The sequence below is a fragment of the Rhizobium sp. ZW T2_16 genome (assembly GCF_044987325.1).
GTDB lineage: Bacteria > Pseudomonadota > Alphaproteobacteria > Rhizobiales > Rhizobiaceae > Neorhizobium > Neorhizobium cellulosilyticum.
Genome location: NZ_JBJDRG010000003.1, coordinates 188210 through 212528, shown reverse-complemented (window position 1 = coordinate 212528; position 24319 = coordinate 188210). Strand labels below are relative to the sequence as shown.

The 24319-nt window shown below is 58.7% G+C and carries 19 protein-coding genes and 1 tRNA gene; 12 read left to right on the top strand and 8 right to left on the bottom strand.

From position 1 onward, the window contains the following. Window positions 1-449 precede the first annotated feature (449 nt). The 4 genes from ACI3K0_RS10920 to ACI3K0_RS10905 all read left to right on the top strand — a co-directional run bounded on the left by ACI3K0_RS10920 (window position 450) and on the right by ACI3K0_RS10905 (window position 5568). A complete protein-coding gene (locus ACI3K0_RS10920; RefSeq protein WP_404945325.1) occupies window positions 450-2462 on the top strand; it encodes a methyl-accepting chemotaxis protein in 2013 nt (670 codons plus the stop codon). A 149-nt stretch (window positions 2463-2611) separates the two neighbouring features. Beyond that, entirely contained in the window at window positions 2612-4108 is a 1497-nt protein-coding gene (locus ACI3K0_RS10915) for a HAMP domain-containing sensor histidine kinase (protein WP_183823514.1), read from the top strand. A 135-nt stretch (window positions 4109-4243) separates the two neighbouring features. Further along, window positions 4244-4320: transfer RNA gene (locus ACI3K0_RS10910), tRNA-Arg, on the top strand. A 207-nt stretch (window positions 4321-4527) separates the two neighbouring features. After that, on the top strand, window positions 4528-5568 hold the full coding sequence (locus ACI3K0_RS10905; protein WP_183823512.1) for a 4-hydroxyproline epimerase: 1041 nt from the start codon (window positions 4528-4530) through the stop codon (window positions 5566-5568). Window positions 5569-5572: 4 nt separating this feature from the next. Here ACI3K0_RS10905 and ACI3K0_RS10900 read toward each other — a convergent pair whose 3' ends face one another. Continuing rightward, window positions 5573-6496 carry a tetratricopeptide repeat protein gene (locus ACI3K0_RS10900; RefSeq protein WP_183823510.1) on the bottom strand — a complete coding sequence of 308 codons (924 nt, stop codon included), beginning with the start codon at window positions 6494-6496 and terminating at the stop codon, window positions 5573-5575. Window positions 6497-6744: 248 nt separating this feature from the next. Here ACI3K0_RS10900 and pyrC point away from each other — a divergent pair, with 248 nt between their 5' ends. From pyrC to ACI3K0_RS10880, 4 genes are all read left to right on the top strand, one after another. Next, entirely contained in the window at window positions 6745-7785 is a 1041-nt protein-coding gene (gene pyrC / locus ACI3K0_RS10895) for a dihydroorotase (RefSeq protein WP_183823508.1), read from the top strand. 127 nt (window positions 7786-7912) lie between these two features. Then, the gene (locus tag ACI3K0_RS10890; RefSeq protein ID WP_183823506.1) at window positions 7913-9094 is read left to right on the top strand and encodes a GGDEF domain-containing protein; all 1182 of its coding nucleotides are present in this window, start codon (window positions 7913-7915) and stop codon (window positions 9092-9094) included. A gap of 147 nt (window positions 9095-9241) precedes the next feature. Beyond that, complete coding sequence (locus ACI3K0_RS10885; RefSeq protein WP_183823504.1) at window positions 9242-9937, top strand: orotate phosphoribosyltransferase; 696 nt, start codon at window positions 9242-9244, stop codon at window positions 9935-9937. Between the two features lie 57 nt (window positions 9938-9994). Beyond that, window positions 9995-10921, top strand: a complete 927-nt coding sequence (locus ACI3K0_RS10880) for a carbohydrate kinase (RefSeq protein WP_183823502.1) — start codon at window positions 9995-9997, stop codon at window positions 10919-10921. Window positions 10922-10996: 75 nt separating this feature from the next. Here the strand turns inward: ACI3K0_RS10880 and pgi are convergent, their stop codons facing one another. The 3 genes from pgi to ACI3K0_RS10865 form a co-directional block, all read right to left on the bottom strand. After that, on the bottom strand, window positions 10997-12622 hold the full coding sequence (pgi, locus tag ACI3K0_RS10875) for a glucose-6-phosphate isomerase (RefSeq protein ID WP_183823500.1): 1626 nt from the start codon (window positions 12620-12622) through the stop codon (window positions 10997-10999). Window positions 12623-12730: 108 nt separating this feature from the next. Then, a complete protein-coding gene (locus ACI3K0_RS10870) occupies window positions 12731-13978 on the bottom strand; it encodes an alpha/beta hydrolase (RefSeq protein ID WP_148148332.1) in 1248 nt (415 codons plus the stop codon). 199 nt (window positions 13979-14177) lie between these two features. Next, window positions 14178-15872: a long-chain fatty acid--CoA ligase gene (locus ACI3K0_RS10865; protein WP_183823498.1), complete on the bottom strand. Its 1695-nt coding sequence runs from the start codon at window positions 15870-15872 to the stop codon at window positions 14178-14180. 231 nt (window positions 15873-16103) lie between these two features. On the opposite strand from ACI3K0_RS10865, the gene ACI3K0_RS10860 reads away from it, so the two are divergent. Together ACI3K0_RS10860 and ACI3K0_RS10855 are read left to right on the top strand one after the other, a co-directional pair. Next, on the top strand, window positions 16104-16496 hold the full coding sequence (locus tag ACI3K0_RS10860; protein ID WP_183823496.1) for a PRC-barrel domain-containing protein: 393 nt from the start codon (window positions 16104-16106) through the stop codon (window positions 16494-16496). A 108-nt stretch (window positions 16497-16604) separates the two neighbouring features. Beyond that, window positions 16605-17714 (top strand): hypothetical protein, encoded by a 1110-nt coding sequence (locus tag ACI3K0_RS10855; protein ID WP_183823494.1) that lies wholly within the window; start codon window positions 16605-16607, stop codon window positions 17712-17714. 12 nt (window positions 17715-17726) lie between these two features. On the opposite strand, the gene nadE is transcribed toward ACI3K0_RS10855, so the two are convergent. The 4 genes from nadE to ACI3K0_RS10835 all read right to left on the bottom strand — a co-directional run bounded on the left by nadE (window position 17727) and on the right by ACI3K0_RS10835 (window position 21660). Next, window positions 17727-18725, bottom strand: a complete 999-nt coding sequence (gene nadE, locus ACI3K0_RS10850; protein WP_183823492.1) for an NAD(+) synthase — start codon at window positions 18723-18725, stop codon at window positions 17727-17729. Then, window positions 18722-20275, bottom strand: coding sequence for a class I adenylate-forming enzyme family protein (locus ACI3K0_RS10845; protein WP_183823490.1), 1554 nt, complete (start codon window positions 20273-20275; stop codon window positions 18722-18724). The genes nadE and ACI3K0_RS10845 overlap by 4 nt, the downstream gene beginning before the upstream one ends. A gap of 16 nt (window positions 20276-20291) precedes the next feature. Next, entirely contained in the window at window positions 20292-20552 is a 261-nt protein-coding gene (locus ACI3K0_RS10840) for an acyl carrier protein (RefSeq protein ID WP_148148326.1), read from the bottom strand. Window positions 20553-20706: 154 nt separating this feature from the next. Next, window positions 20707-21660 (bottom strand): D-2-hydroxyacid dehydrogenase, encoded by a 954-nt coding sequence (locus tag ACI3K0_RS10835; RefSeq protein ID WP_404945324.1) that lies wholly within the window; start codon window positions 21658-21660, stop codon window positions 20707-20709. Window positions 21661-21892: 232 nt separating this feature from the next. On the opposite strand from ACI3K0_RS10835, the gene ACI3K0_RS10830 reads away from it, so the two are divergent. Both ACI3K0_RS10830 and ACI3K0_RS10825 read left to right on the top strand, forming a co-directional pair. Beyond that, entirely contained in the window at window positions 21893-23008 is a 1116-nt protein-coding gene (locus ACI3K0_RS10830; RefSeq protein ID WP_404945323.1) for an NAD(P)/FAD-dependent oxidoreductase, read from the top strand. A gap of 157 nt (window positions 23009-23165) precedes the next feature. Continuing rightward, window positions 23166-24317 carry a ceramide glucosyltransferase gene (locus ACI3K0_RS10825; protein WP_404945322.1) on the top strand — a complete coding sequence of 384 codons (1152 nt, stop codon included), beginning with the start codon at window positions 23166-23168 and terminating at the stop codon, window positions 24315-24317. Window positions 24318-24319: the final 2 nt, after the last annotated feature.

Genomic DNA, 24319 nt, shown 5'->3' with positions numbered 1-24319 from the left:
CTTGAAGATTGCCTCTATCGAAGCAAGAGCGTTTCGGAAAATGCGCTGGCATGCGGATATGCAGGTTGCGAGCCGCTGCCTGAGCGCGCGGGCATATAGTTCAGGTTAAGCCCGAAAGTCAATCCGCAAGCCCCGGATGACCGGAAAGCCGCCGTTTTGCCATCCATTATTTAAGCGATTACGAATGCAATTATTAATATAGCTCGCGTCAGGCGTAGTTTCTTTGGTTGTGTTTTTGGCGAAGTTTTTTCTATGTTGTGGGCAATGGCTCAAGTCGTGAGAAAATATATCGCGAAATAAGTCATGCGAGCGGGAGAATTTTGCTTGCGCGTCTAAAGTCGGGTGGTGCTTTCGATCAGCCATTATTAACGATTTTATGCTAATTTTCACAGTCATCAAGAATAGCGGCTGATCTTGGCGCTGTTCTGGTGTCTTTGGAGGGCGTTACCGTGAAAATTGGAGTAAAGATCAACCTTCTCGTAGGGTTGATGAGCCTTGTCGCATGTGCAATTGCCGGATTGTCGGTATTCGCGGTGAGCGAATACCATGACAAGCAGAGCGCCTACGCTAATATCGCTGATCGCGTCTACAAGGGCGAGCGGCTCAACCGCCTGGTGACCGCGGTGGTTATGGACGCTCGCGGTATGTATGCGGCGAAGGATGTCTCATCCGCCAAGCCTTTTGGTGAAGGCGTGACGAAAAGTCTCGCCGACATGGAAAAGCTGATTGCCGATTGGGCCGCTGTCGTTCCAGCAGCGCAGAAGGCGCAATTCGACAAGCTCACGGCAGGTTTCACAGAGTTCAAGGCATTCCGCACCGAAACGGTGCGCCTCGGCGCGACCGAAGGGCCGCAGGCTGCCAATGTTCAGGGTAACAACGACGCCAACCGCGCAAACCGCAAAGCCTATCAGGGGGAGATCGACAAGGTCGTTGCCTCAGATGTTGCCGAACTGGACGTGTTAAGCGCAGAGATGACGTCCTTCGGTAACCTGATCTTCTACTCCGTTCTTCTCGTTGCCATTCTCGGTGTCGGCGGTGGCCTGGGCTTTGGCCTTTATCTTGGACGCAGCCAGATTAGCGGTCCTATCCTTAAGCTGACATCTTCGATGGGGCGCCTTGCTCACGGTGATTATGATGCCGCCGTGCCATTTTCCGGCCGCAGGGACGAAATTGGCGACATGGCCGCAGCCGTCGAAGTCTTCAAGACGAACGGCTTGGAAGTTGCCCGCATGACCGATGCCGAGGCGGGTTTGAAGGCAAAGAGTGACGATCTGCAGACGCGTATGTCTGCCGTTGTCCAAGCTGCAGCCGAGGGCGATTTCACTTGTCGCATTGATAAGCAATGGGGTGTCGAAAGCCTTGACCGTGTGGCCCGCAATATCGACCAGCTCGTCAAAAGCATCGATGCCGGCGTATCGGAAACGCGCCGCGTCGTGAAAAGCCTTTCCGATGGCGATCTCACCGACGCCATGCGGGGAGATTTCAAGGGCGCATTTGCCGAACTGCAGGAAAACGTCAACAGTACGATGCAGACACTTCAGTCCACCATGGGTAAGGTGCGCAATGCCACCGGTGCCATGAATAACGGCGCGTCCGAACTGAGCAGTGCCGCTAATGATCTGTCGAAGCGCACCGAGCAGCAGGCGGCAGCCCTTGAAGAAACGTCGGCCGCTCTCGATCAGATCACCTCCGTCGTGAGGACCTCGACCGAGCGGGCCAATGAAGCGACCACCATGGTCGGCGAGGCGAAGGAAAGCGCGATCCAGTCCGGCGCGGTCGTTCGCAATGCCATCGAAGCGATGGGACGAATCGAGCAGGCCTCGCGTGAGATCGCCCAGATTACCAATGTCATCGACGAGATCGCGTTCCAGACCAACCTTCTGGCTCTGAATGCGGGTGTGGAAGCGGCGAGGGCCGGGGAAGCAGGCAAAGGCTTTGCCGTCGTCGCCCAGGAGGTCCGCGAACTCGCACAACGCTCCGCCAGCGCGGCGAAGGATATCAAGTCGCTGATCGGCAAGTCAGGCGAGGAAGTCGCAGGCGGCGTTCAACTGGTTCAGAAGACCGGAGCAGCCCTGTCGGAAATCGAAGCGCGCGTCAGCCGCATCAATGACCATATCCATTCGATCGCCGTGGCATCGAAGGAGCAGGCGACCGGTCTTGCCGAGGTAAATACCGCGGTCAACCAGATGGACCATGTCACCCAGCAGAATGCCGCCATGGTTGAAGAAAGTTCTGCTGCGACCAGCAAGCTATCTACTGAAGCCGATGCACTTTATCGTCTTGTATCGCACTTCAGGATTGCCGAGGAAGATAGCCGCTTGCCTCGTCTTGTGCCGGCCGAAGCCTCTCATCGCCCGCAAGCTTCCCCGGCAAGAAAACTGACCGCAGCTCTCAGCCGTGCCTTGGGCGGAGGTGGCTCGGCCAAAGCAGCGGCGAGCGTTGCTGATTGGGAAGAATTCTGAATTCCAGCCTGAACATTACCGAAATTTAAGGCGGAGGCGGCTTTTGCCTCCGCCTTTTGCGTTTGCGCGGGGTGTTCAAATCTTGGTGACGCGGTAAAATGGTCGCATACACGCGGAGTTGAAACCCGTGGCTGAAATTGGAGATCCGTATGGATAGCGAGGTTCACACCTCGGAACGTCAGGGGACATGGCCGGACGGCGCCGGACCGGAGCCGATGCCGACCATCCTGCGCGGTCTTTCCGGGCGGTTGCTCTGGCTGACGGTGATATTCGTCATGATGGCAGAAATCCTGATTTTCATGCCATCGATCTCCGGCATGCGCATGAACTGGCTTCGTGATCGCCTGGATACTGCCGCCGCCGCGGGAATCGTGATCGACGGGTTGCAGCCTGCCGAATTGCCGCGTGCCGTACAGGACGACACACTGCTGGCGACCGGAACAAAGGTCATCGCGTTGCGCAAGGATGGAACGTCCCGGCTTCTGGCCGCAATCGAGGTTCCGCCGGAGATCGACGCTCAATACGATCTTGCTCACACGTCTATGCTGAGCTCCATGCGTGATGCGCTGGATACGCTTGTGTTCGGTGGTAACCGGGTGATGCGTGTTTTCGGTCCGGTTGGTGAAAGCGATATGATCATCGAACTGGTCATGACTGATAACGCCCTTCGCAAGGATATGCTGATCTACTCGAAGATGATGTTTCTCATCTCCTTGCTGATTTCGTTGATCACGGCAGTGCTTATATTCCTCGCAATCAATCGCATGATGATCTCACCGATCCGGCGACTGACACACAATATGCAGCTTTTTTCAGAGCGGCCCGATGACCCTTCCCGGGTTTTCTCCGCCGATCGTTCTCGCGGCGAGCTGGCCGTCGCAGGGCGGCATCTTGCGGCAATGCAGGTCGAGCTTCAAAGGACTTTGAAGCAACAGAAGAACCTTGCCGATCTTGGTCTGGCTGTATCGAAGATCAATCACGACATGCGCAACATCCTTGCTTCCGCTCAATTGATGTCGGACCGCCTGACGGATGTCGAAGACCCGATGGTCAGAAGTTTTGCGCCAAAACTACTACGCACCATCGACAGGGCCGTCGGATACACCAACGAGGTCCTGGCCTATGGTCAGGCATCGGAAGCTGCTCCGCGCCGCCGCCGGGTAAACCTGACCGACCTGTGCCAGGAAGTGCGTGACATGCTGGCCATCGATCCTGACTCGGGCATAGAATTCGTCGAACAGATCTCGGAAGGCGTGGAGGTCGATTGCGACGGGGAGCAGATTTTCCGCGTGGTCCACAATTTGTGCCGTAACGCCGTCCAGGCGTTGCTCACGCATGATGCCAATGATCCCAAAGCTGTGCGGCGTGTCACACTGACGGCACATCGTCTCGGCAGCGTCGTCAGCATCACCGTTGATGACACCGGGCCGGGCATGCCGCGCAAGGCGCGGGAGAATCTCTTCTCGGCCTTCAGGGGCTCTGCACGTTCTGGCGGAACAGGGTTGGGGTTGGTCATTGCGCGCGAGCTGGTGCTGGCGCATGGCGGTACGATCGCGCTCGTTGAAAAACCAGGTCCGGGCACGCAATTCCGTATCGAAATTCCCGACCGTCCGGTCTCTTTGGAGGACTATCGCGCCAGGGCGTGAGTAATTATTATTTGAAAACAACGGCTTGATGAATTTGCGAAGATAAAATGACATCAAGCCAGGGAAAATCGCTTGCAATCCTTCTCGGCACCCTTTAGAGGATCGCCACGCCAGCGGAACACACCGCTGACAGACGCACCCGTAGCTCAGCTGGATAGAGCACCAGACTACGAATCTGGGGGTCAGGAGTTCGAATCTCTTCGGGTGCGCCATTTCACTTTTCAATTGAAAATCAGAATTAAAGTGCATCTGTATCGGTTTTCGATCCGGCGCTTTTTCGTTTTTTAGTCGCATTTTCCTCATCTGATTCCTGACAATGCCAATAGGCATGGCATATGCCTTGCGCTATCCAATGCGAACTTGTGATTGGGAAACGTCGCAGTCGTCGAATCGACCGCGATCCATGCGGAGTTCGGAAGATGAGATGGAAGCGTACGATCCAGTTGCTGGATGTTCATGCGGAAGGCGAGATCGGTCGCGTGGCGATTGGCGGGGTTCCTAAAATCCCGGGCAATACCGTTGCCGAGCAGCTGGAATGGATGAATTCCGATCCCAAGGGGCAGGAACTGCGCCGCTTCCTTTGCCTTGAGCCGCGCGGCACCCCGATCGGTTCCGTCAATCTTCTCCTGCCGCCAAAACATCCGGATGCTGATGCCGCCTTCATCATCCTGCAGCCGGATCAGGCGCATGCCAGCTCCGGTTCCAACTCGATCTGCGCCACCACGGCGCTGCTGGAGGCCGGTATCGTCGAGATGAAGGAACCGGAAACCGTCGTCACGCTGGAAACGGCGGCTGGCCTCGTACGGGCTGTCGCCACTTGCCGCGACGGCCGGTGCGAAAAGGTGAAGCTCACAATGGTCCCGTCCTTCGTCCATGAGCTGGACGTGAAGCTTCAGACGCCGGAATGGGGCGAGATCACGCTCGATATTTCCTATGGCGGCATTTTTTACGGTCTCGTCGACGTATCCCAGATCGGCCTCACCATCGAAAAGAAGAATGCCGCTGCCCTCGTGCAGGCCGGCATGATTCTGAAGGATCTGATCAACCGCCAGATCCCTGTGGCCCACCCGGAAATCCCGGCAATCTCCGGCGTCGCTTATGTAATGTTCCGCGATACGGAAGCCGATGGCACGGTGCGTACCTGCACGACCATGTGGCCGGGCAGGGCTGATCGTTCGCCATGCGGTACAGGCAACTCCGCCAATCTGGCAACGTTGCACGCCCGCGGCAAGGTGGCGGTGGGTGATATGTTCCTATCACGCTCGATTATTGGGACGCAGTTCGAAGTGGGACTTTCCGCCGAAACCGAGGTTGCGGGAAAGCCCGCCATCATCCCGACGATCGCCGGTCGAGGGTTTACCTTCGGCCTGCATCAGGTCGCACTCGACCCGTTCGATCCGTTGGCCGATGGTTTTGCAATGACCGACGTTTGGGGACCTTCTGCCGGCGAGATAATCTGATCTATCAGATCTCGCTGCCGATCTTGGCAGGCGCTTCGACATCACCTTGTTTCAGCACCAGCGAGCTTACGCCCTCGACGCCCTGGTGGTTAGGAGCAGGCACAACACCCAGTTCTTGGAACTGCATGTATTTGGAAGCGCCGAACATATCGCCTTTTTCTGCAGCCTGACGATACATTTCGGCAGCTTTTTCTGCATTGGCCGCAATGCCTTCGCCAGTCTCATACATGATGCCAAGATTGATCATCGCGTCAGTATTGCCGCGCTGCGCAGCAAGGTCGTACCAGGCGATTGCAGTCTGGTCGTCAGCCTGGACGAGTTGGCCTTCGTCATAGATGGCACCAATATTGAACGCCGCCGTGTCATCGCCGTCAGCGGCAGCTTTCTCGAACCATTGAAGCGCCTTGTCGACATCCGGCTGCGTGCCCAGACCATCGCGATAGGCAACGCCGAGATTATACGCGGCAAGTGTATTGCCGCTGTCGGCAGCCTGCTGATAATACGCAAACTCAGCCTTGTCGTCGCCGAGACGACCCATAAGCATGCCATAGTTCACCATGGCAGCCGCGTAACCATCCTTTACCGCCGTGCTGTAGGCATTCATCGCCTGATCGGGCTGGTCGACGCTATTGAGCGCTCGGCCCAGCTGATACGCGAAACGCGGGTTCCCTGTCGTATCGAAAGCGATGCGGCATGCCTGAACGGCCTGATTGCCTATGTCGGCAATGTTGACAGGCGCAAAATCGCCGTTGCGCTGTTGGTCGTAAGGGCTGCCTGCCAGGCGATCGCAATCACCCTGCTGCGCCGAGGCAAGAAGGAGGTTGTTGCGCTCGGCAGCATCAGGTGAGACAGTCAGCGCAAGAAGCGCGACAGCGGCACCTGTGGTAATCGCAAAACCCTTGTTGACTTTCAGAGTCCGGGATTTCATTGTTCGCTCCGACTCAAAACACTTTCAGATTGCTTAATGAACGCAGCACTCGTGTGCTTGTTCCGCGTATTCGCATCGAGTGTCCTTTCAGAGCCTCTGTAATCCGCACGATTTCGTGAAGTTTAGCGTGATATTGTCGGCATCGATTGGATGTTCCGGTGTTCTCGGAATGGGCGTGAGATTGTCTTTGCGTCTGCTTTGATGTTAAGCGGGATCGGCATCCCCAAAACACTCAGCGGAACAGCTCCATGAAAACGCTCCAGATTCGCCGCCCCGACGATTGGCATCTCCATCTGCGGGATGGCGCAGTGCTGGAGGGCGTGATCGGCGATACGAGCCGTCACTTTGCCCGTGCGATCATCATGCCGAACCTCGTTCCCCCGGTCGTGACCACGGCCGATGCCACAGCTTATCGCTCACGTATCATGGCTGCCCTGCCGCAAGGGCATAGGTTCGAGCCGCTGATGACCCTCTATCTGACGGAGCATACGAACCCGGATGATGTGGAGGAAGGCAAGAAGAGCGGTCTCATTACTGCCGTGAAGCTCTATCCTGCGGGCGCCACGACCAACTCCCATGGCGGCGTGCGTGATCTGGAAAAGGCCATGCCGGTTTTGGAGCGCATGGCGAAGATCGGCCTGCCGCTTTGCGTGCATGGTGAGGTCACGACGCCCGAAGTCGACATCTTCGATCGCGAGGCGGTGTTCATCGAGACGGTGCTTGATCCGCTGCGCAAGCGGCTTCCGGAACTGAAGGTAACGATGGAGCATGTCACCACCTCGGACGGTATCGACTACATCAAGTCGTCCAAGGCGAACCTTGCAGGCTCGATCACTACGCATCACCTGATCATCAACCGCAACGACATTTTGGTCGGCGGCATCCGCCCGCATTATTACTGCCTGCCGGTCGCCAAGCGCGAGAGCCATCGCCTAGCCTTGCGGGCCGCTGCGACATCCGGCGACCATCGTTTCTTCCTTGGCACGGATTCCGCGCCGCATGTCGACCCGTTGAAGGAATGTGCCTGTGGCTGCGCCGGCATCTATACTTCGGTGAACACGATGAGCTGCCTTGCTCATGTCTTCGAGCAGGATAATGCTCTGGAAACGCTGGAAGCCTTTGCATCGCTGAATGGTCCGGCATGGTACGGGCTTCAGCCGAACGAAGAGAAGATCACGCTTGAGAAGCAGGACGTTCAGGTCGAGTTTCCTGCAAAACGCGATACCGGCGCCGGTGCAATCACCGTTTTCGACCCGGGCTTCCAGATCTTCTGGAATGTCTTAGACTGAAATTACTGGTTGTTCCTGCCGGGTTGATATTTATTCGAGTTGTAGCTCTCCAAAGGTAATAATCTGGAGAGATTCTCATCTTAGCTTCTGCTCGTTTATTGAATAAATCTTCGAAGAGAATTCCGGCATGATGCTCGACTATCAGTCTCTTCTGCTTGCTCTCGGCGTATCCGCTGCATGTCTGATGGTCACCTTGTTCGGCACCTGGTTTTCCCGCCGGACGGACTCTTTCCTTTTGACGCTGGTAATTTCGCTTTGCCTCGTTGTGGCCGGCATTATTGTCTACAGCACGTTCACGGCCCGATCAGGTGTTACGCCTGCCGCCATAGCCTACGCTCTGTTCATGAGCGGATTTTCCACAATTTACGCGGCATCCGTGCAATTCCGTACGGGAATGTCACCCTGGCGATTGGCCGGCACTTTGTCCTTTGTCAGCCTTGCCCTTGGCATGCCGCTAATTCTCGTCGGGCTCGACGGGCTCGGCCTGATCATCATGAATGTCCTGACGGCCACCCTTCTTGTCGGCACGGGGTGCCAATACTGGACGGCACGCAAAGAGGCTCCTGGTCCTTTGCTTGGCATGGTCGTTCTTTATTGTGTCAGCGGTTTCTCCTTCGCGCTTTGTGCCGGTGTTCTCATTGCGGATGGCCGCCTGAGCCTGGGTGAACCGCCGGTAAACTGGGCGGAAAATCTCAATATCGGCATCTGCATCGCGGGCATGACCGGCATTGGCGCCTTGTCGCTGGCGCTTCATCAGTGGCGTATGGCTGCCCTTCACCGGCATGAGGCGATGACCGATGCCCTGACCGGCCTCATCAATCGTCGCGCCTTGTTCGATCAGTATGGCGGACGCAAGCTGAATGCGTCGACCGCCGTGATCGTCTTCGATATCGACCGGTTCAAGTCGATCAACGACCGGTTCGGCCATTCCGCAGGCGATGAGGTTCTGAAACTTTTTGCGCAGGACATGCTGTCGGAAATGGTTCCGGCCGGATCCGCAGCACGGCTGGGTGGCGAGGAGTTTGCCATGGTTGTCGGCGAAGTCATGTCCGGTCGCGCTGAAAGGATCGCCAACGCGGTGCGTATGCGTTTTGCGGCCCGGGACATCGCCATAGACGGAAAACTCCTTCGCTGCACGGTAAGTGCGGGCGTGTCAGTGGGTGCCCCGGAAGGTTTGCCGTTCGAAACGGTCCTGAATCTTGCTGATGGCGCTCTTTACGAAGCAAAGGATGCCGGTCGCGATCGTGTCGAGATCGCATCCTACCTGCGGTCGGTTCCCCCTGCGCCTGACAGCCGCACTTCAGCCTGAAAATTTCATCACTAATCTATCCGCTGGCGTATCTGACACCATGCTGCTATTGCGGCGCGTGGTTTGAAGCAATGTCCAGCGAAAATCTGCAGCAGTTTCGCGTTCGGACTTGCGAATAAAGAAAAGCAGCGATTAAGGAGCGGGCGCATGATCCAGACCACATTTACCGACCGGAACGTAATGGCCGAACTGATGGCAAAGATGCTCTGGGAAATCGGAGCCGTGCATTTCAGCGCTGACAAGCCCTACAAGTTCTCCTCCGGCATGATGAGCCCCGTCTATATCGACTGCCGCAAGCTGCTTTCCTTCCCGCGTGTTCGCTCCACCATTATGGATTTTGCCGCAGCCACCGCTTTGCGCGAAGCCGGCTTTGAGAAGTTCGATTGTATCGCGGGTGGTGAAACTGCGGGCATTCCGTTCGCTGCCCTTTTGTCGGAACGCCTCGGCCTGCCGATGATCTATGTCCGCAAGAAGCCCAAGGGCCACGGTCGTGCATCGCAGATCGAAGGCCATCTGCCGGAGGGGGCCCGTGTCCTCGTCATCGAAGACCTCGTCACGGTCGGCGGCGGCATGTTCACCTTCATCGACGCCATCCGCGCAGCAGGCGGCGTGGTTGACCATGGTATGTCGCTGTTCTTCTACGACATGTATCCGCAGGTCGCCGAGCGTTTTGCCAATGGCAAGGTTCAGTTCAATTACATCGCCACATGGCGCAACGTTTTGGCTGTTGCCCGTGAGCAGAAGCTGTTCGACGAAAAGACCTTTACGGAAGTCGAATCCTTCCTCGACGCGCCATTGGCGTGGTCGGGTCGCAATGGTGGTGTAGCTGAGCTTTCGCTCTAGCAATGATATAAAAGCTCAGGTATCGATGGGCGAAACAATGATCTCGGGAGGAAATCGATGATCCTGTGCTGCGGCGAAGCTTTAATCGACATGTTGCCGCGTGAGACGACGCTCGGCGAACCGGCGTTTTCGCCCTATGCCGGTGGCGCCGTCTTCAACACCGCGATTGCTCTAGGCCGTCTGGGTGTCCCGACGGCCTTCTTCACCGGTCTGGCTGATGACATGATGGGCGACATCCTGCGCGAGACGCTGCGCAAGAGCAATGTCGACTTCAGCTATTGCGCCATCGCCTCGCGGCCCTCGACCATCGCTTTCGTCAAGCTGGTGAATGGTCATGCAACCTACGCCTTTTACGACGAAGGCACCGCTGGCCGCATGATCACCGAGGCCGACCTACCGGCAATCGGAGACGAATGCGAGGCGCTGCATTTCGGCGCAATCAGCCTGATCCCCGAACCCTGCGGCTCGACCTACGAGGCGCTGATGCTGCGCGAGCATGAAAAGCGCGTCATCTCGCTCGATCCGAACATCCGCCCCGGCTTTATCAAGGACAAGGCGGCTCATCTCGCCCGTATCCGACGCATGGCCGCCATGTCGGATATCGTAAAATTCTCGGATGAGGATCTCGCCTGGTTCGGCCTGGAAGGCGACGAGGATACGCTCGCCCGCCACTGGCTGCATCACGGCGCAAAGCTCGTTGTCGTCACCCGCGGTGCCGAAGGTGCTGTCGGCTATACGGCGGATCACAAGGTAACGGTTCCGAGTGAACGGGTGACGGTCGTCGATACGGTCGGCGCCGGCGACACATTCGATGCCGGTATTCTCGCGTCGCTGAAGATGCAGAACCTGCTGACCAAGGCCCAGGTCGCAAGCCTCACCGAAGACCAGATTGCTAAGGCACTCGCCCTCGGCGCCAAGGCAGCTGCCGTGACGGTTTCGCGGGCGGGGGCAAATCCACCCTTTGCAAACGAGATCGGGCTGTAATCGAGCCTTCCGCAGCGAATAAAAAAGCCCTCCGGAACGTCCTTCCGGAGGGCTTTTTGTTTGATTGTAACGAGCTTACTTCTTCAGGCCAGCCAGCGTCTTCACCAACCCTTGAGTCGAGGAATCGTGGCCGGCGGCGCTTTCCTTGCCTTCGACGACCGGAAGCAGGCCAGTCGCCAGTTCCTTGCCCAGTTCCACGCCCCACTGGTCGAAGGAGTTGATGCGGAACAGCACGCCTTCGACGAAAACGCGGTGCTCGTAGAGCGCTACGAGGCGGCCGAAGGCAAACGGCGTCAGCTTGTCATGCACGAAGGTGATCGACGGACGGTTGCCGGTAAACACGCGGTGTGGCGCGATAAAGTCGGCCTGTTTGTCCTCCATACCCTTGGAGGTCAGCTGGGCTTTCGCTTCCTCGAAAGTACGGCCCTTCATCAACGCTTCCGACTGCGCCAGGCAATTGGCGATCAACAGGTCGTGCTGATGGCGAAGCTCCGGCTCGAATCCGTTTGCCGCGATCATGAACTCGGCCGGAATGATGCTCGTGCCCTGGTGGATCAGCTGGTAGAAGGCGTGCTGGCCGTTGGTGCCGGGCTCGCCCCAGACGACCGGGCCGGAATTGCCCTCGACCGGCGTACCGTCGATCGTCACGCCCTTGCCGTTCGATTCCATATCGAGCTGCTGTAGATAGGCCGGGAAGCGGAGCAAGCGCTGGTCATAGGGCAGGATCGCGCGGGTCGGGTAACCCAGAACGTTGCGATGATAAAAGCCGATCAGGCCCAGCAGCATCGGCAGGTTTTCACGAACCGGTGCCTCGCGGAAATGCTTGTCCATCGCATGTGCGCCATCAAGAAACTTGCCGAAATTGTCCGGCCCGATAGCGATCATCAGCGGCAGGCCGATAGCCGACCAGATCGAATAACGGCCGCCGACCCAGTCCCAGAAGCCGAAGACCCGCTCTGCATCAATGCCGAAGGCCGCCACCTTCTCGAGCGCGGTGGAGACGGCGCAGAAGTGATGCTCTACGGCGGCATCGCCCAGCTTGTCCGCGATGAACCTGCGGGCCGTGGCCGCATTGGTCATCGTCTCGACCGTCGTGAACGTCTTGGACGCAACGATAAACAGCGTCGTCTCCGCATCGAGCAGCTTCAGCGTATCGGCAATATGCGCGCCATCGACATTGGAAACGAAATGCGCGCGTGGGCCGTCATGGTAAGGAGCGAGCGCCAGCGTTGCCATGACCGGGCCGAGGTCCGAACCGCCAATGCCGATATTAACGACATCGGTGATCTTTTTGCCGGTTGCGCCTTTCAAGGCGCCGGAACGGATGCCATCGGCAAACTTGCCCATCGCTGCCAGAACGGAATTGACGTCCGGCATGACATCCTTGCCGTCGACCAGAACCGGCGTGTTGGACCGGTTGCGTAGCGCCGTATGCAGCACTGCGCGGTCTTCGGTGAAGTTGATGGCGACGCCGGAGAACATCTCCTCGCGCTTCTTCGCCACGCCGCCGGCATCGGCTAGCTTCTCAAGCAGCGTGAGGATTTCCTCGTTCACCGCGGTCTTGGAATAATCCATGGTGAGATCATCGAAGCGGGCGCTGAATTTTTCGAAGCGGCCCGCATCCCTGGCGAAAGCGGCACGAATGTCCGTCGCCTTGGTAGCGTCTGCGGTTGCCTTGAGCTCTTGGACGATGGTCTGCATGATTTCCTCGCATTCTGCAGAATGATGCAGGGGAACCTATTCGCTTTCTTGTTCAAATCAAGCGTCACCGTTGCGTCTTTTGCGTAACGGCTCAGTCAATTGTCCATTTCACTGGCCGACGGCCGTCTCCACCGTGTTGCCGACTGCCTGTCCGAAACGGCCGACCTGATCGTTATAACTGCGCCGTGTTGCCGGGTCGAAGATCGCAATCGGCGTGCTGACGGCGACACTCGCTGCGCCGCCCACGGTTTGTGCGGTGCCGAGCGCCACAGCCCCCAGTCGTTCGCCAAGCCCGACATCGCTGTCGGTCACGGTCTGCCCTGCAATCAGCCGGTTTCCGATCAGCTTCACCACTTCCGGGCTTTCGGCGAACTTGCCATGGTTCAGCCTGTCGCCGCCCTTGAGCTTGGTCAGGTCCAGCACAACGATTCCGGCTTTCTCGAATTCGCTGCGATACGGCTCGACAGTCGGGTCGACCTGGCCCAGCCGGTCGATATTGCCGGAGATCCGCCGGGACAGGCTGAGAGCCCGGTCATCCTGCGATACGAAAAGGGTGAAGTGCGGGTGCTTGGGACCAAGCTCGGCAAACTGCCGGCCGAACACGTCGACATCGAGATCCGGCGAGGCCAGAATGACGTTCTGGATCTTGGGCGCCACGCGACCGTCGCGGATTGCCATTTGGCGCAGCGCCTCGACCGTGAGCCAGGACCCCATGGAATGCGCCATGATCGTCACTTCGCCGACCGCAGGATCGGTAGAAAGCTGACGCAGCATGTTCTCCAGCGCATCGCGGGAATAGTTGGTGCTTTCCTTGTCGTAGTTATAGGCAAAGATGCTGCCGCGCGACGGCCAGGTGAAAAGTACCGGCGCCACGTCCGTATTGGAATCATGAACAATCTGCGCAAAGCGATAGACGGCATCCTCGTAGCGATTGTTGAACCCGTGGACAAAGACCATCACCCTGCGGCTCTTGGGCAGGTTATGATGCAGCCAGTTGCGCGCACCGCCGATCTGCAGCGGGGTGACCGAAAGCGTGGCGAATTCCTTGGCGGGGTTGGCAGGAAGCTTTTTCGGCCATTGCACCTGACCCACTTCACGTGCGCTGTCGGGCGGTATCGAAACCTTGATTTCAGTGACGGAGGGTTCTCGTCCGCGTTCACCGGAGAACAGGATGCCGGGCGCTTCGGTCGGCTTGCGGGTTGTCGCCACCAGCACATCGACGGTCGAGGTATCGGGAACGGACGCAGTAGCAGTCGGAATGAGCACGCCTTCGGGCCTGCCGGCGCAGCTCGAAAGCGCAGCGACGAGCGAAGCAACGGCAATCAGGCGAAACGAAAATCCGGCACGGTTTTGCAAGCGAACTCCAACAGCTTATCCCCGGCACCACAGCTCGTGAGTAGTTGAGCGCGAAGGTGCCGTCCACTGCTAAACGGAGGAGATGACAGCGACAAGTCACTCTTGGTTCTGACCTGTCGCCGTGTTGCAACGGCGCTGGAGCAATGCCAGCAAAAGTGGAAACCGGTTTTGCGTCCGGAATTGCGCGGAAATAAGGTGCTTACCGCAACTCCCGCCGCAGGATCTTGCCGACATTGGATTTCGGCAGCAGATCGCGGAATTCGATGACGCGCGGCCGCTTGTAGTTGGTCAGGTTCGCGGCACAATGGGCCTTGAGATCCGCCTCGCTCAGGTTCGGGTCCTTCTTCACCACAAACAGTTTCACCGCCTCGCCGGAATTCGGGTCGGGAATGCCGACTGCTGCACACTCCAGCACGCCGGGATGCATCGCCGCCACTTCCTCGACCTCGTTGGGATAGACGTTGAAGCCGGAAACCAGGATCATGTCCTTCTTGCGGTCGACGATTTTGACATAGCCCTGGCGGTCCATGTAGCCCATGTCGCCGGTGCGGAAAAAGCCGTCCGGCGTCATCACCTTTGCGGTTTCATCCGGCCGGTTCCAATAGCCCGCCATCACCTGTGGGCCGCGAATGCAGATTTCGCCCACATCGCCAAGTTCGACATCATGGCAGTCATCGTCCCGGATCGCAATTTCGGTCGACGAGACCGGCAGGCCGATCATGCCGGAAAATTCCTTGGTATCCAGCCGGTTGGCGGTCGCGACGGGAGAGGTCTCGGAAAGTCCGTACCCTTCCGTGATCGGGCAGCCGGTCATTGCCAGCCAGCGCTCGGCGACCGGCCGCTGCACCGACATGCCGCCGCCGAAGACGAGGATCAACGACGAGTGGTCGAGCTTCTGGAAGTCGGCATTGTTCATTAACGCATTGAACAGCGTATTCAGTCCCGGAAAGATGTGAACGGGGTGTTTCTGTAATTCCTTGACGAAGGCCGGGATGTCGCGCGGATTGGCGATCAGAAGGTTATGGCTGCCGGTCGCAACCCCCATCAGCGAATTCACCGTCAGTGCGAAGATGTGATAGAGCGGCAGCGCGCAGAGGAACTGCAGCTGCTCCGGGCGCGGCTTGTTGAGGAAGGCGGTTTCCAGCCATGTTCCCATCTGCTCCTTGTTGGAGAGAAGGTTGGCATGGGTGAGGATGGCGCCCTTGGATACGCCGGTTGTTCCGCCGGTATATTGAAGAAAAGCGACATCATGCGGGCCGACGTCAATCGACCTCAGCGTCGTTCCTGCGCCTTCATTGAGTACGGTCCTGAAGCTGGAATGGCCGGGCAGCGACCATGCCGGTACCAGCTTCTTCACCTTGCGCACGACCAGATTGACGATATGCCCTTTGACGCCCAGCATGTCGCCCATCGTCGCAACGACGACATGTTTGACGCTTGTCGCAGGCAACACCTGCTGCGCGGTTGCGGCAAAATTCTCCAGCAGAAACAGCGCTTTCGCACCGGAATCCTTCAGCTGATATTCAAGCTCGCGCGGCGTATAGAGCGGATTGACGTTGACGACCACCAAGCCGGCGCGAAGAATGCCGTAGACGATCACCGGGTTCTGCAGGACGTTCGGTAGCATCACCGCTACGCGGTCGCCCTTCTCCAGCCCCTTGGCCTGAAGCCAGCCGGCTATTCTGCGGCTTTCGGCCTCCAACTGACGGAATGTCAGCGATTTTCCCATGCTGGTGAAGGCGGGCCGGTCACCATAACGGGCGCAACTCTCCTCGAAAAGCTGCCCGAGCGAGCGATGAGCCAGCGGCGGAATCTCTTCGGGCACTCCGGGCGGATAGGACTTCAGCCAGATCTTGCGCGGGTTCGTCGGGGCTCTCGCCACCTGTTCGTTCATGAGAGCATCCTCCATGCTCGTTGCCCTTACCTGAAGGCTATGGAAAAGTCCTCCACTTCTCCAAAGCCTATATTAGGTCATTCACAGGAACCGGAAAAGACTGGTCCATTCTCGAACAGCTAGATGACTTTAACGTAAGCGTCAATTGTCGCAGGCCGAGAAGATTTTCGGGAACGATTGCCGTGGGGGGAAGTTCTATTCACATGACGAAAAGATCAAAGGAGGTACGTCATGTTGCATCAGGAACCCCGTGCAGGTCAGGATCCGTATGTGAAGGATACGCCTTCGCTGATCGCCAGTGATAAGGTTGAGGGCACTGCAGTCTATGGCGCCGACGGTAAGCGGATCGGCTCGATCGAACGCATTCTGCTCGAAAAGCGCGGCGGCCGTGTCAGTTATGCGGTCCTGAGCTTCGGCGGTTTCCTTGGCATCGGCGATGACTATTACCCGCTGCCATGGGAAAAGCTGCACTATGACGAACAGCTCGACGGTTACCGCATCGACCTGACCAAGGATCAGATTACCGGTGCTCCGAAATATCACGATCTCGACGACGATAGTTTCTATCGAGCAAATGACCGGAAGGTTTACGACTATTACGGCGTTCCGCCTTACTGGATGTAATCCGATCTGATCGTTCTGAGAGAGGCCCCACGCGGGCCTCTTTTCGTTTGCTTAAGCCTATTCTGGCACGGTCCCGCCAAGGCGGTTTGGCCAACGGGGATTGCTGTCATGGCGGAAAAGGCGGGCGGAGTGCGTGATCTGGAGCGGGAGGATCTGCCTGCCGTGGCAGAACTTTTCCAGAAGACATTCCGTGGTTCGCAGCCTGTACGTCCTTCGATGATCCAGTATCTGCGCGAGGTGCTCTTCGATCATCCCTGGTACGACGAGGAAATTCGTTCCAAGGTTTTCATCGACAAAAGCGGCGGTGTGCAGGGCTTCATCGGTGTATTTCCATCCCGCCTCGAAATAAACGGTCGCCCCATCCGCGCGGCCTTTGCCGGCTCCATGATGGTGGATCGGCATGAGCAGAATCCACTGGCAGGTGCCCGTCTCCTGCGTGCCTTCCTCACCGGGCCGCAGGATATCTCACTGACGGAAACCGCCAATGCCCTGGCGCTCGGCATGTGGCAGAAGCTCGCCCTGCCTTTGGATATAGCTTACAGTCTCAACTGGCTGCGAATCCTGCGCCCTGCAGGCACGGCCGTTCAGGTTGCCGAGCGCGGGCTGAAAGCTGCGCGTTTTCTCCGCCCCGTTGCATCACTGTCAGACGGCATGATCGATCGCATGGGAGTGAAGGCGTTTCGGGCGCCGCCGATCCATGGGGCAGGGCGCGTAAATTTCTGGGATGCATCGCGGGAAGATTTTACCCAAGCGGTGCTGAAACTCTCCGAACTCTTTCCCCTGCGCCCGCAGTGGAACCGAGCGTCGCTGGATTGGTTCATGGATCATGCGCAGGAAAAGCGCCAGTTTGGTAAGCCCTCGTGGCGTATCGCCGAGTCCCGCAGCGGCGAGCTGGTCGGTTGTTACGTCTATTACGGTCGCCCGCGCGGGATTGGCTGGCTACTGCAGGCCGTCTGCGCACCAAATATCGCCGGCGAAATGGTCGACGATCTGTTTGCACATGCCGATGCCGCGGGCTGTGTCGCTATCCGCGGCGCCGGCCATCCTTGGCTGACGCCCGAACTCATCAGCCGGAAGACGCTGTTTTACGGCCGCGCTTTTTTCGTCGCCCATGCAAAGGACAAAAGCCTGCTGGAACCGATCAAGGCCGGCGAAGCCCTGATCAGCGGGCTCGCCGGAGAAAACTGGATGCGCCTGATCGGCGACGATTTCGACTGAGCCCGATCGGGTTTAGTCGAGCATCGTCAGCGGCGGGGCGTGCAGGTAATCGGCAACCTTGCGCTTCGAGGCGATATTGCGCCAGACCGCATCCACCTGATCCGGTGTAAGCCCCGCGGCGTCCGCGGTCTCTTCGCGGGAAATACCGTTATCCAGCGCATAGAGGCAGATATCCATCCGGTCATAGGGCAGCGAGAAATAATACTCGTCCTGTCCCTGTGGCAGCGACCATGTGTCGGTCGTCGGTGGGCGACGGCGGATCTCTTCCGGCACGCCGAGCGCTTCCGCCAGCTGATAGACCTGGGTCTTGTAGAGATGCGCGATCGGCTTGAAATCGGCCGCGCCATCGCCGTTCTTGACGAAGAACCCCTGGTCGTATTCGAGCCTGTTCGGAGTGCCTGCAACGCCGAAGTTCAGACGGTCGGCATGATAATATTCGATCTGCTTGCGCGTCCGCTGCTTCATGTTGGCGGCGGCGATCATGCCGAGATAGACGTCGAGCGGCATCCGGTGCCGGCTCTGCTCGCCTTGCGGATTGGCGACCACCAGCCAGGAGATGTTGTAACCGCGCCCCGTGAGAGCATCCTCCAGCACCACCTTGCAGCCCCAGCCGTCACCGAATTCCGGCACGACCTGACGGATAAAGCCGTCACGGCGGGCGTAGCAGCCCTGGGCGGCGAGTGACGGGCCGATATCCTCCAGTACCGTTTCGATGCCAACCGCCTCCGCCAGCGCCTTGCCGAGCCGCAGACTGTCCGGGTCGCTGTCATGTTCCGGCATGAACACGCCGGTCACCTTGCCCTTGCCGAGCGCGCGGGCGCAAAGCGCGGCCGTCACGCTGGAATCGATGCCGCCGGAAAGGCCGAGCACGGCACCGCGCTTGCGTAGGTCTTTCAGTACCGTCAGGCGCAGCCATTCGCAAATGCGCTCGATCTCCGCCTCGGCATCGAGCACGAGGTTCTTTGCGGAAAACGATGTGGTCGGTTTCAAGCGGGCAGGGGCGTTTGTCATGCGACATTGTCCTCGATATCGGGAGCGGATTGTTCGGCCGTAAGGCGGATCTTACCGGTGCTGGTCTTTGGCAGTGCGTCGCGAAACTCGACGCTTTTCGGCACCATATAATCTTCGAGATGAGCCGCGCAGTGGCGCAGGATATCCTTTTCGGAAAGTTCGGCATCAGGCTCCAGCGCGACATAGGCGCGGATCAACTGGCCGAACACCGGATCATCAACGCCGGCGACAGCCGCCTCTCGAATACCGGGAAGCGCGTAGAGAACCCGCTCCACTTCCTGTGGACTGACCTTCTCGCCGCGGGTCTTGATGATGTCGTCGCGCCGGCTGACGAAATACAGAAAGCCGTCTTCGTCGGCCCTGAACAGGTCGCCGGTATGAAGCCGTCTGCCATGGGCAACGGGCAGCAGCTTGGTGGACGAACTCAGCTCGTCTCTCCAGTAGCCGCTCATTACATGCGGTCCTTCGATCACCAGTTCACCGATCTCGCCGGCGCCGAGCGCACTACCGTCCTCATCGATGATCAAGGCGCGCGTTCCCGGAATGGCCCGGCCGACGGAGAGCGGCCGCCGATCGGCCTCTTCCGCCGGAAGATAGGTCGCGCGAATACATTCCGTCTGGCCGTACATCAGAAACAGTTGAGTGTCCGGCAGCAGGGCACGAAGACTCTGGCTGACAGACGGAGGCATGGCGGCGGCAGCGCTGGTGATATAGCGTAGCTGGGGCAGGAAATCCGGCTGTAGATCCTGCATGCCCGTGATCAACGCCGCCATCGGCGGCACCAGCGGAAATCCGGTTGCCTTCACTTCAGCGAGGCGTTGAAGCGTCTTGCGCGGAAAGGCAAAGCTCTTCTCCAGAACCAGTGTTCCACCGACCATCACCATGGTCAGGATCTGGGTGATCCCGTAACCGAAGGAGATCGGCAACACGCTCAATATTATGTCGTCGGAGTGGTTTTCCAGATAGTCGATAATCGCGCCACAGGCCGCGAGCAGGCTGGCATGGCTGTGCATCACGCCCTTCGGCGTGCCGGTCGAACCCGATGTGTGGATCAGAAGCGCCAGCGCTTCGCTGTCCACCTGTCGCGGCAGTTCGGCCTTGCCGTCATGAGTGGCAATCGCCTCATAGGCCAGCCAATCTTCGGTGGCGCTCGTTGGCAGGGTGCCGAATGCAATTTTGAGAGGAACATGATCCGCACCGCTGAGTGCACTGTCCACCAAGCTCAGGAAACGGGCCTGCGCAAGGATGGTATAAGGTTCTGTACTCTCGATGATGGCGCGCAGCTTGTCCTGCTTGATCGAGGCATGGAGAGGGCAGGGTACCGCCCCGGCCTTCCACGCGGCGAAGAATGCGACGACCGCCTCGGCCGAATTTTCGGCAATCATCAAAACCCGATCGCCGACCTTGATACCGTTCGCGACCAGGCTTGCCGCCAGATAGTCCGATAGTCTGTCCAACTCCCCGTAGGACAGCTGGGTCCCGCCGGCGATCAGCGCCATCTTCGATCCGAAACGACCGGCGCTTTGGCGAAGATGATCCTCGATACGCATGGCCGGTCCGCTGGCCTCAAGCCGCCGCGGCCGGCAGCTTCGATGCCAGATATCGCGTCATGTTGGCGATGCTGTCGAGATTTTCCGGAACGATCTCATCGTCCGCAATGGAAATGCCGAACGTCTGCTCCAGAAAGGCGATGACTTCGAGCACGCCGGTGGAATCGATCACGCCGCTTTCCAGCAATGACTGATTGTCGTCGAGTTCAGCATCGGCGCGAAACAGAAAGTTTTCCGCAATGAATTCCCGCACGGGAGCGTTGAACTTGTCGGTCATCAGAATAAGCCTTCCCCAGAGAGTGGCCTATTCAGCGGTTTCAACACGCGCGGCCACTATTACCCATGGTCTGACCCTGCATCAAACACCTGAATCTTTCGCTAAGCCCGCATTTCCACTTTGATACATTCCCGAAAATGTTCAGGTCGATACTTTACAGAGCGTTGGACGGCGTGCCTTTTTCGAAATTCTCGACATGTCCGATTACCTGCGCCCAGAGCGCTTGCATCGCCTCGTCGCTCGCCCAGGCGACATGCGGGGTGAGGATTACATTCGGCCGGTCGAGCACGGTCAGAAGTGGATTGTCGGCTGCCGGCGGCTCTTTGGTCAGCACGTCGAACCCGGCGCCGGCAATCAGCCCCTCATCCAGAGCCGTCACAAGGTCGGCCTCATTCACCAGCCCGCCCCTTGCGGTATTGATGATCAGCGGATGCCTTTTCATCCGGCGGAATTCCTCGATACCGATCAGATCGCGCGTCTCGGGCTTCAGCGGCATATGCAGCGTGATGATGTCGGCCTCTTCGAGCACCGTTTCGAACGGCGTATAGCCCTCCGCCGCCTTGGCTGCACCCTTGCGTCCGGCAAACATCACCTTCATGCCCAGCGCCTTGGCGATCCGTGCCACCGATTGGCCCAGCGTGCCGCCACCGAAAATGCCGATCGTGGAATTGGCCAGATCACGGATCGGATGGTTGAAGAAGCAGAACTGGTTGGCGCGCTGCCACTCGCCTGCAATCACATCCTCGCGAAAGCCGACGATCGAGCGGCGTAGCGCAAAGATCAGCGCAAACGTATGCTCCGGCACGGTATTGACCGCATAACCGCGCACATTCGAAACCACGATGCCGCGCTCCTTGGCGAAGGCGAGATCGATTACGTCGTAGCCGGTCGCCGCGACCGTGATCATTTTCAGCTTCGGCGCAGCCTTGATCGACGCTTCGCGCACCGGTGCCTTGTTTGTGATGACGATATCCGCCTCGCGGATTCGTCCCGCCACCTCTGTCTCCGGCGTCTTGCCATATTCGACCCATTCATGGGGAAAGCTCGGCCGGGTGATCGTCACCGCAGGACCGATCGTGTCGCGATCGAGGAAAACAATCTTCGTCATTGGAGCCTCCCAAAAAAGTAAAGCATGTCGCGCAAAAGTGTGCAGCGGTTTTGCGCTGAAGACATGCGACAAATCAAGAATCTAAAGCGTGTGAGCGAATCCGAAGGATCGCGACACGCTTTAGTTCCGGCTTGCATTCGGCGCGCGCCTGTTTGAGGAATGTAGTCCTACAACATTCGGGCTTTCGTGAAAGCCCGAAGAACGGCCAAGTTGACCTGTATGGGGGAGTTGCATGGGGGAAGTTCTCGACCTCGATTGCGTGGTCGTCGGTGGTGGTGTCGTCGGTCTGGCTATTGCCCGCCGGCTGGCGATGGCGGGGCGTGAGGTCGTCGTTCTCGAAAGCGAGCCGTTGACTGGCAGCATCACCTCCTCGCGCAACAGCGAGGTCATCCATGCCGGGCTCTATTATGCAAGCGGCAGCCGCAAGGCGGAACTCTGCGTCAAGGGCAGGGATGCGCTTTATGCCTATTGCCGCGCGCGCCATGTCCCGCACCGCCAATGCGGCAAGCTTGTCGTCGCTTCCGACCCCGATGAGGTCGCCTATCTGGAAAAGCTGCTGAAACAGGCTGCAGCCAACGGCGTCGACGATTGCTACCTCATCGATGCCGCGGAACTGCATGCACTCGAGCCGCAGATTACCGGCCATGCGGCGCTCGTTTCGCCGTCGACCGGCATCATCGACAGCCACGGCCTGATGGATGCCTATATTGCCGATATCGAGGCTCATGGCGGCACGATTGTCGTAAACTCTCCGCTTCTCTCCGGCGAATTGACAGCCAATGGGCTAAATCTCTCCGTTGGCGGCAATGACCCTTTCACCGCGAACGCACGGCTGGTTGTTAATTCGGCGGGGCTTGAGGCATGGTCGGTCTCTGAAAACTTGGCAGGGCTTGATCCTGCAACAATTCCGCATCGCTCCTACGCCAAGGGCAATTATTTTGCCCTGTCTGGCAAGGCACCGGCCAGTCGGCTGATCTATCCGGTACCGGAACCGGGTGGCCTCGGCACGCATCTGACACTCGATCTCGCCGGACAGGCGCGGTTCGGGCCTGATGTCGAATGGGTGGAAGCCCCAAACTACGATGTCGATCCGGCCCGCTCGGAAAAATTCTATGCCGCGATCCGTAAATACTGGCCGCATCTGAAGGATGCCTCGCTGCAGCCGGCCTATGCCGGCGTGCGGCCAAAGACGGTAGGCCCCGAAGGCGGTGGCGGCGGCGACTTCATCATCCAGGGACCGCAGGTTGCGGGACATCAGGGTTACGTGGCGTTATACGGTATCGAATCTCCTGGCCTCACCTCGTCGCTTGCCATCGCCGATGAGGTCTGGAGGCTGATTTCCGAATAAAAGTCGTGGGTATGGACCGGTCAGCCTCGGCATCCGCCCTTGTGTCATGTCCCTGACATCCGTCCGTGCTTGGCTCCTTCGCCAAGCCCGATGAGCCGCGCCCCATGAAGGCGGAGCCCGACGCTGATATATCGAGGCCCAACGGAGATCGCTTGTGATGTCGCTTATTCTAGGCCTTGTTTCCGGTGCACTGATCGCTGCCAACGGCATCAGTATCGGCATTGCGATGGGTCGCCTGTCGCGCAGAGGCAGCCCGGCACCAGCGCTCACCGAAAAGCCGCCTGTCTCCGTCGTCATCCCGGCCTGCGGCATCGAGAATTTCACCCCCCTGACGCTAGAACGCGCCTTCGATCTGGATTGGCCGGACTACGAGCTGATTTTCTGTGTTGCCGATGCGCGTGACACGGTCATTCCGACGGTCAAGGAGGTCACGGCGAGGCATCCCGAAATCAAGGCAAGCCTGCTGATTGGCGACGACCGCGTCAGCGCCAATCCGAAGCTCAACAATTGCGTCAAGGGTTGGCGTGCTGCGGTGAACGACTGGGTTGTCCTGGCCGATTCCAACGTTCTGATGCCGCGCGATTATATTGGCCATCTCATGGCGGCGCGTCGACCGAACACCGGTCTTGTTTGCTCCACTCCGCTCGGCTCTCGCCCGGAAGGTTTCTGGGCAGAAATCGAATGCGCTTTCCTGAACTCCCAGCAGGCACGCTGGCAATATGCCGGCGAAGCAGTTGGCCTCGGATTTGCCCAGGGCAAGAGCATGTTGTGGTTCAAGCCGATGCTCGATGCGGAAGGCGGCATCGCCGCACTCGGTGCCGAAATTGCTGAGGACGCTGCCGCGACCAAGCTGGTGCGCCGTCTCGGCCGCAAGGTCCATCTTGTCGCCTCGCCATTCGAACAGCCGCTCGGCAGGCGCGAACTCACTCAGATATGGTCTCGACAAGCCCGTTGGGCGCGCCTGCGCCGGGTCACCTTTCCGGCCTTCTTCGTGCCGGAAATCCTGCTCGGTTGCCTGCCGCCGCTTCTACTGGCGCTTGCTGCGGCAGCCTTGTCGACAGGCTCCCCCTCATTCTCGATGATCACCCTTGCCGTCCTCACTGCGGTCTATCTTCCCGAGCTCGCTCTGATCCTGGCAAAGAACTGGCACCTCTCGGTTTGGACGCTTCCTGCTATGCTTGCACGCGATGTGTTGTCACCCGCAATCTGGATGAAAAGCTGGCTGAGCGGTTCATTCGACTGGCGCGGCAACACGATGACGATCGGCACCGAGACAAGCGAGCTGAGTTCTGCGTCCCCGCCCCATTGAAG

Excerpts from the sequence above, each read along its gene's own strand:
- ACI3K0_RS10890 (WP_183823506.1), top strand. The coding sequence starts at position 7,913 with ATGATGCTCGACTATCAGTCTCTTCTGCTTGCTCTCGGCGTATCCGCT.
- ACI3K0_RS10865 (WP_183823498.1), bottom strand. The coding sequence starts at position 15,872 with ATGAACGAACAGGTGGCGAGAGCCCCGACGAACCCGCGCAAGATCTGG.
- ACI3K0_RS10855 (WP_183823494.1), top strand. The coding sequence starts at position 16,605 with ATGGCGGAAAAGGCGGGCGGAGTGCGTGATCTGGAGCGGGAGGATCTG.
- ACI3K0_RS10860 (WP_183823496.1), top strand. The coding sequence starts at position 16,104 with ATGTTGCATCAGGAACCCCGTGCAGGTCAGGATCCGTATGTGAAGGAT.
- ACI3K0_RS10845 (WP_183823490.1), bottom strand. The coding sequence starts at position 20,275 with ATGCGTATCGAGGATCATCTTCGCCAAAGCGCCGGTCGTTTCGGATCG.
- ACI3K0_RS10885 (WP_183823504.1), top strand. The coding sequence starts at position 9,242 with ATGATCCAGACCACATTTACCGACCGGAACGTAATGGCCGAACTGATG.
- nadE (WP_183823492.1), bottom strand. The coding sequence starts at position 18,725 with ATGACAAACGCCCCTGCCCGCTTGAAACCGACCACATCGTTTTCCGCA.
- ACI3K0_RS10840 (WP_148148326.1), bottom strand. The coding sequence starts at position 20,552 with ATGACCGACAAGTTCAACGCTCCCGTGCGGGAATTCATTGCGGAAAAC.
- pyrC (WP_183823508.1), top strand. The coding sequence starts at position 6,745 with ATGAAAACGCTCCAGATTCGCCGCCCCGACGATTGGCATCTCCATCTG.
- ACI3K0_RS10905 (WP_183823512.1), top strand. The coding sequence starts at position 4,528 with ATGAGATGGAAGCGTACGATCCAGTTGCTGGATGTTCATGCGGAAGGC.
- ACI3K0_RS10830 (WP_404945323.1), top strand. The coding sequence starts at position 21,893 with ATGGGGGAAGTTCTCGACCTCGATTGCGTGGTCGTCGGTGGTGGTGTC.
- pgi (WP_183823500.1), bottom strand. The coding sequence starts at position 12,622 with ATGCAGACCATCGTCCAAGAGCTCAAGGCAACCGCAGACGCTACCAAG.
- ACI3K0_RS10825 (WP_404945322.1), top strand. The coding sequence starts at position 23,166 with ATGTCGCTTATTCTAGGCCTTGTTTCCGGTGCACTGATCGCTGCCAAC.
- ACI3K0_RS10835 (WP_404945324.1), bottom strand. The coding sequence starts at position 21,660 with ATGACGAAGATTGTTTTCCTCGATCGCGACACGATCGGTCCTGCGGTG.
- ACI3K0_RS10880 (WP_183823502.1), top strand. The coding sequence starts at position 9,995 with ATGATCCTGTGCTGCGGCGAAGCTTTAATCGACATGTTGCCGCGTGAG.
- ACI3K0_RS10915 (WP_183823514.1), top strand. The coding sequence starts at position 2,612 with ATGGATAGCGAGGTTCACACCTCGGAACGTCAGGGGACATGGCCGGAC.
- ACI3K0_RS10900 (WP_183823510.1), bottom strand. The coding sequence starts at position 6,496 with ATGAAATCCCGGACTCTGAAAGTCAACAAGGGTTTTGCGATTACCACA.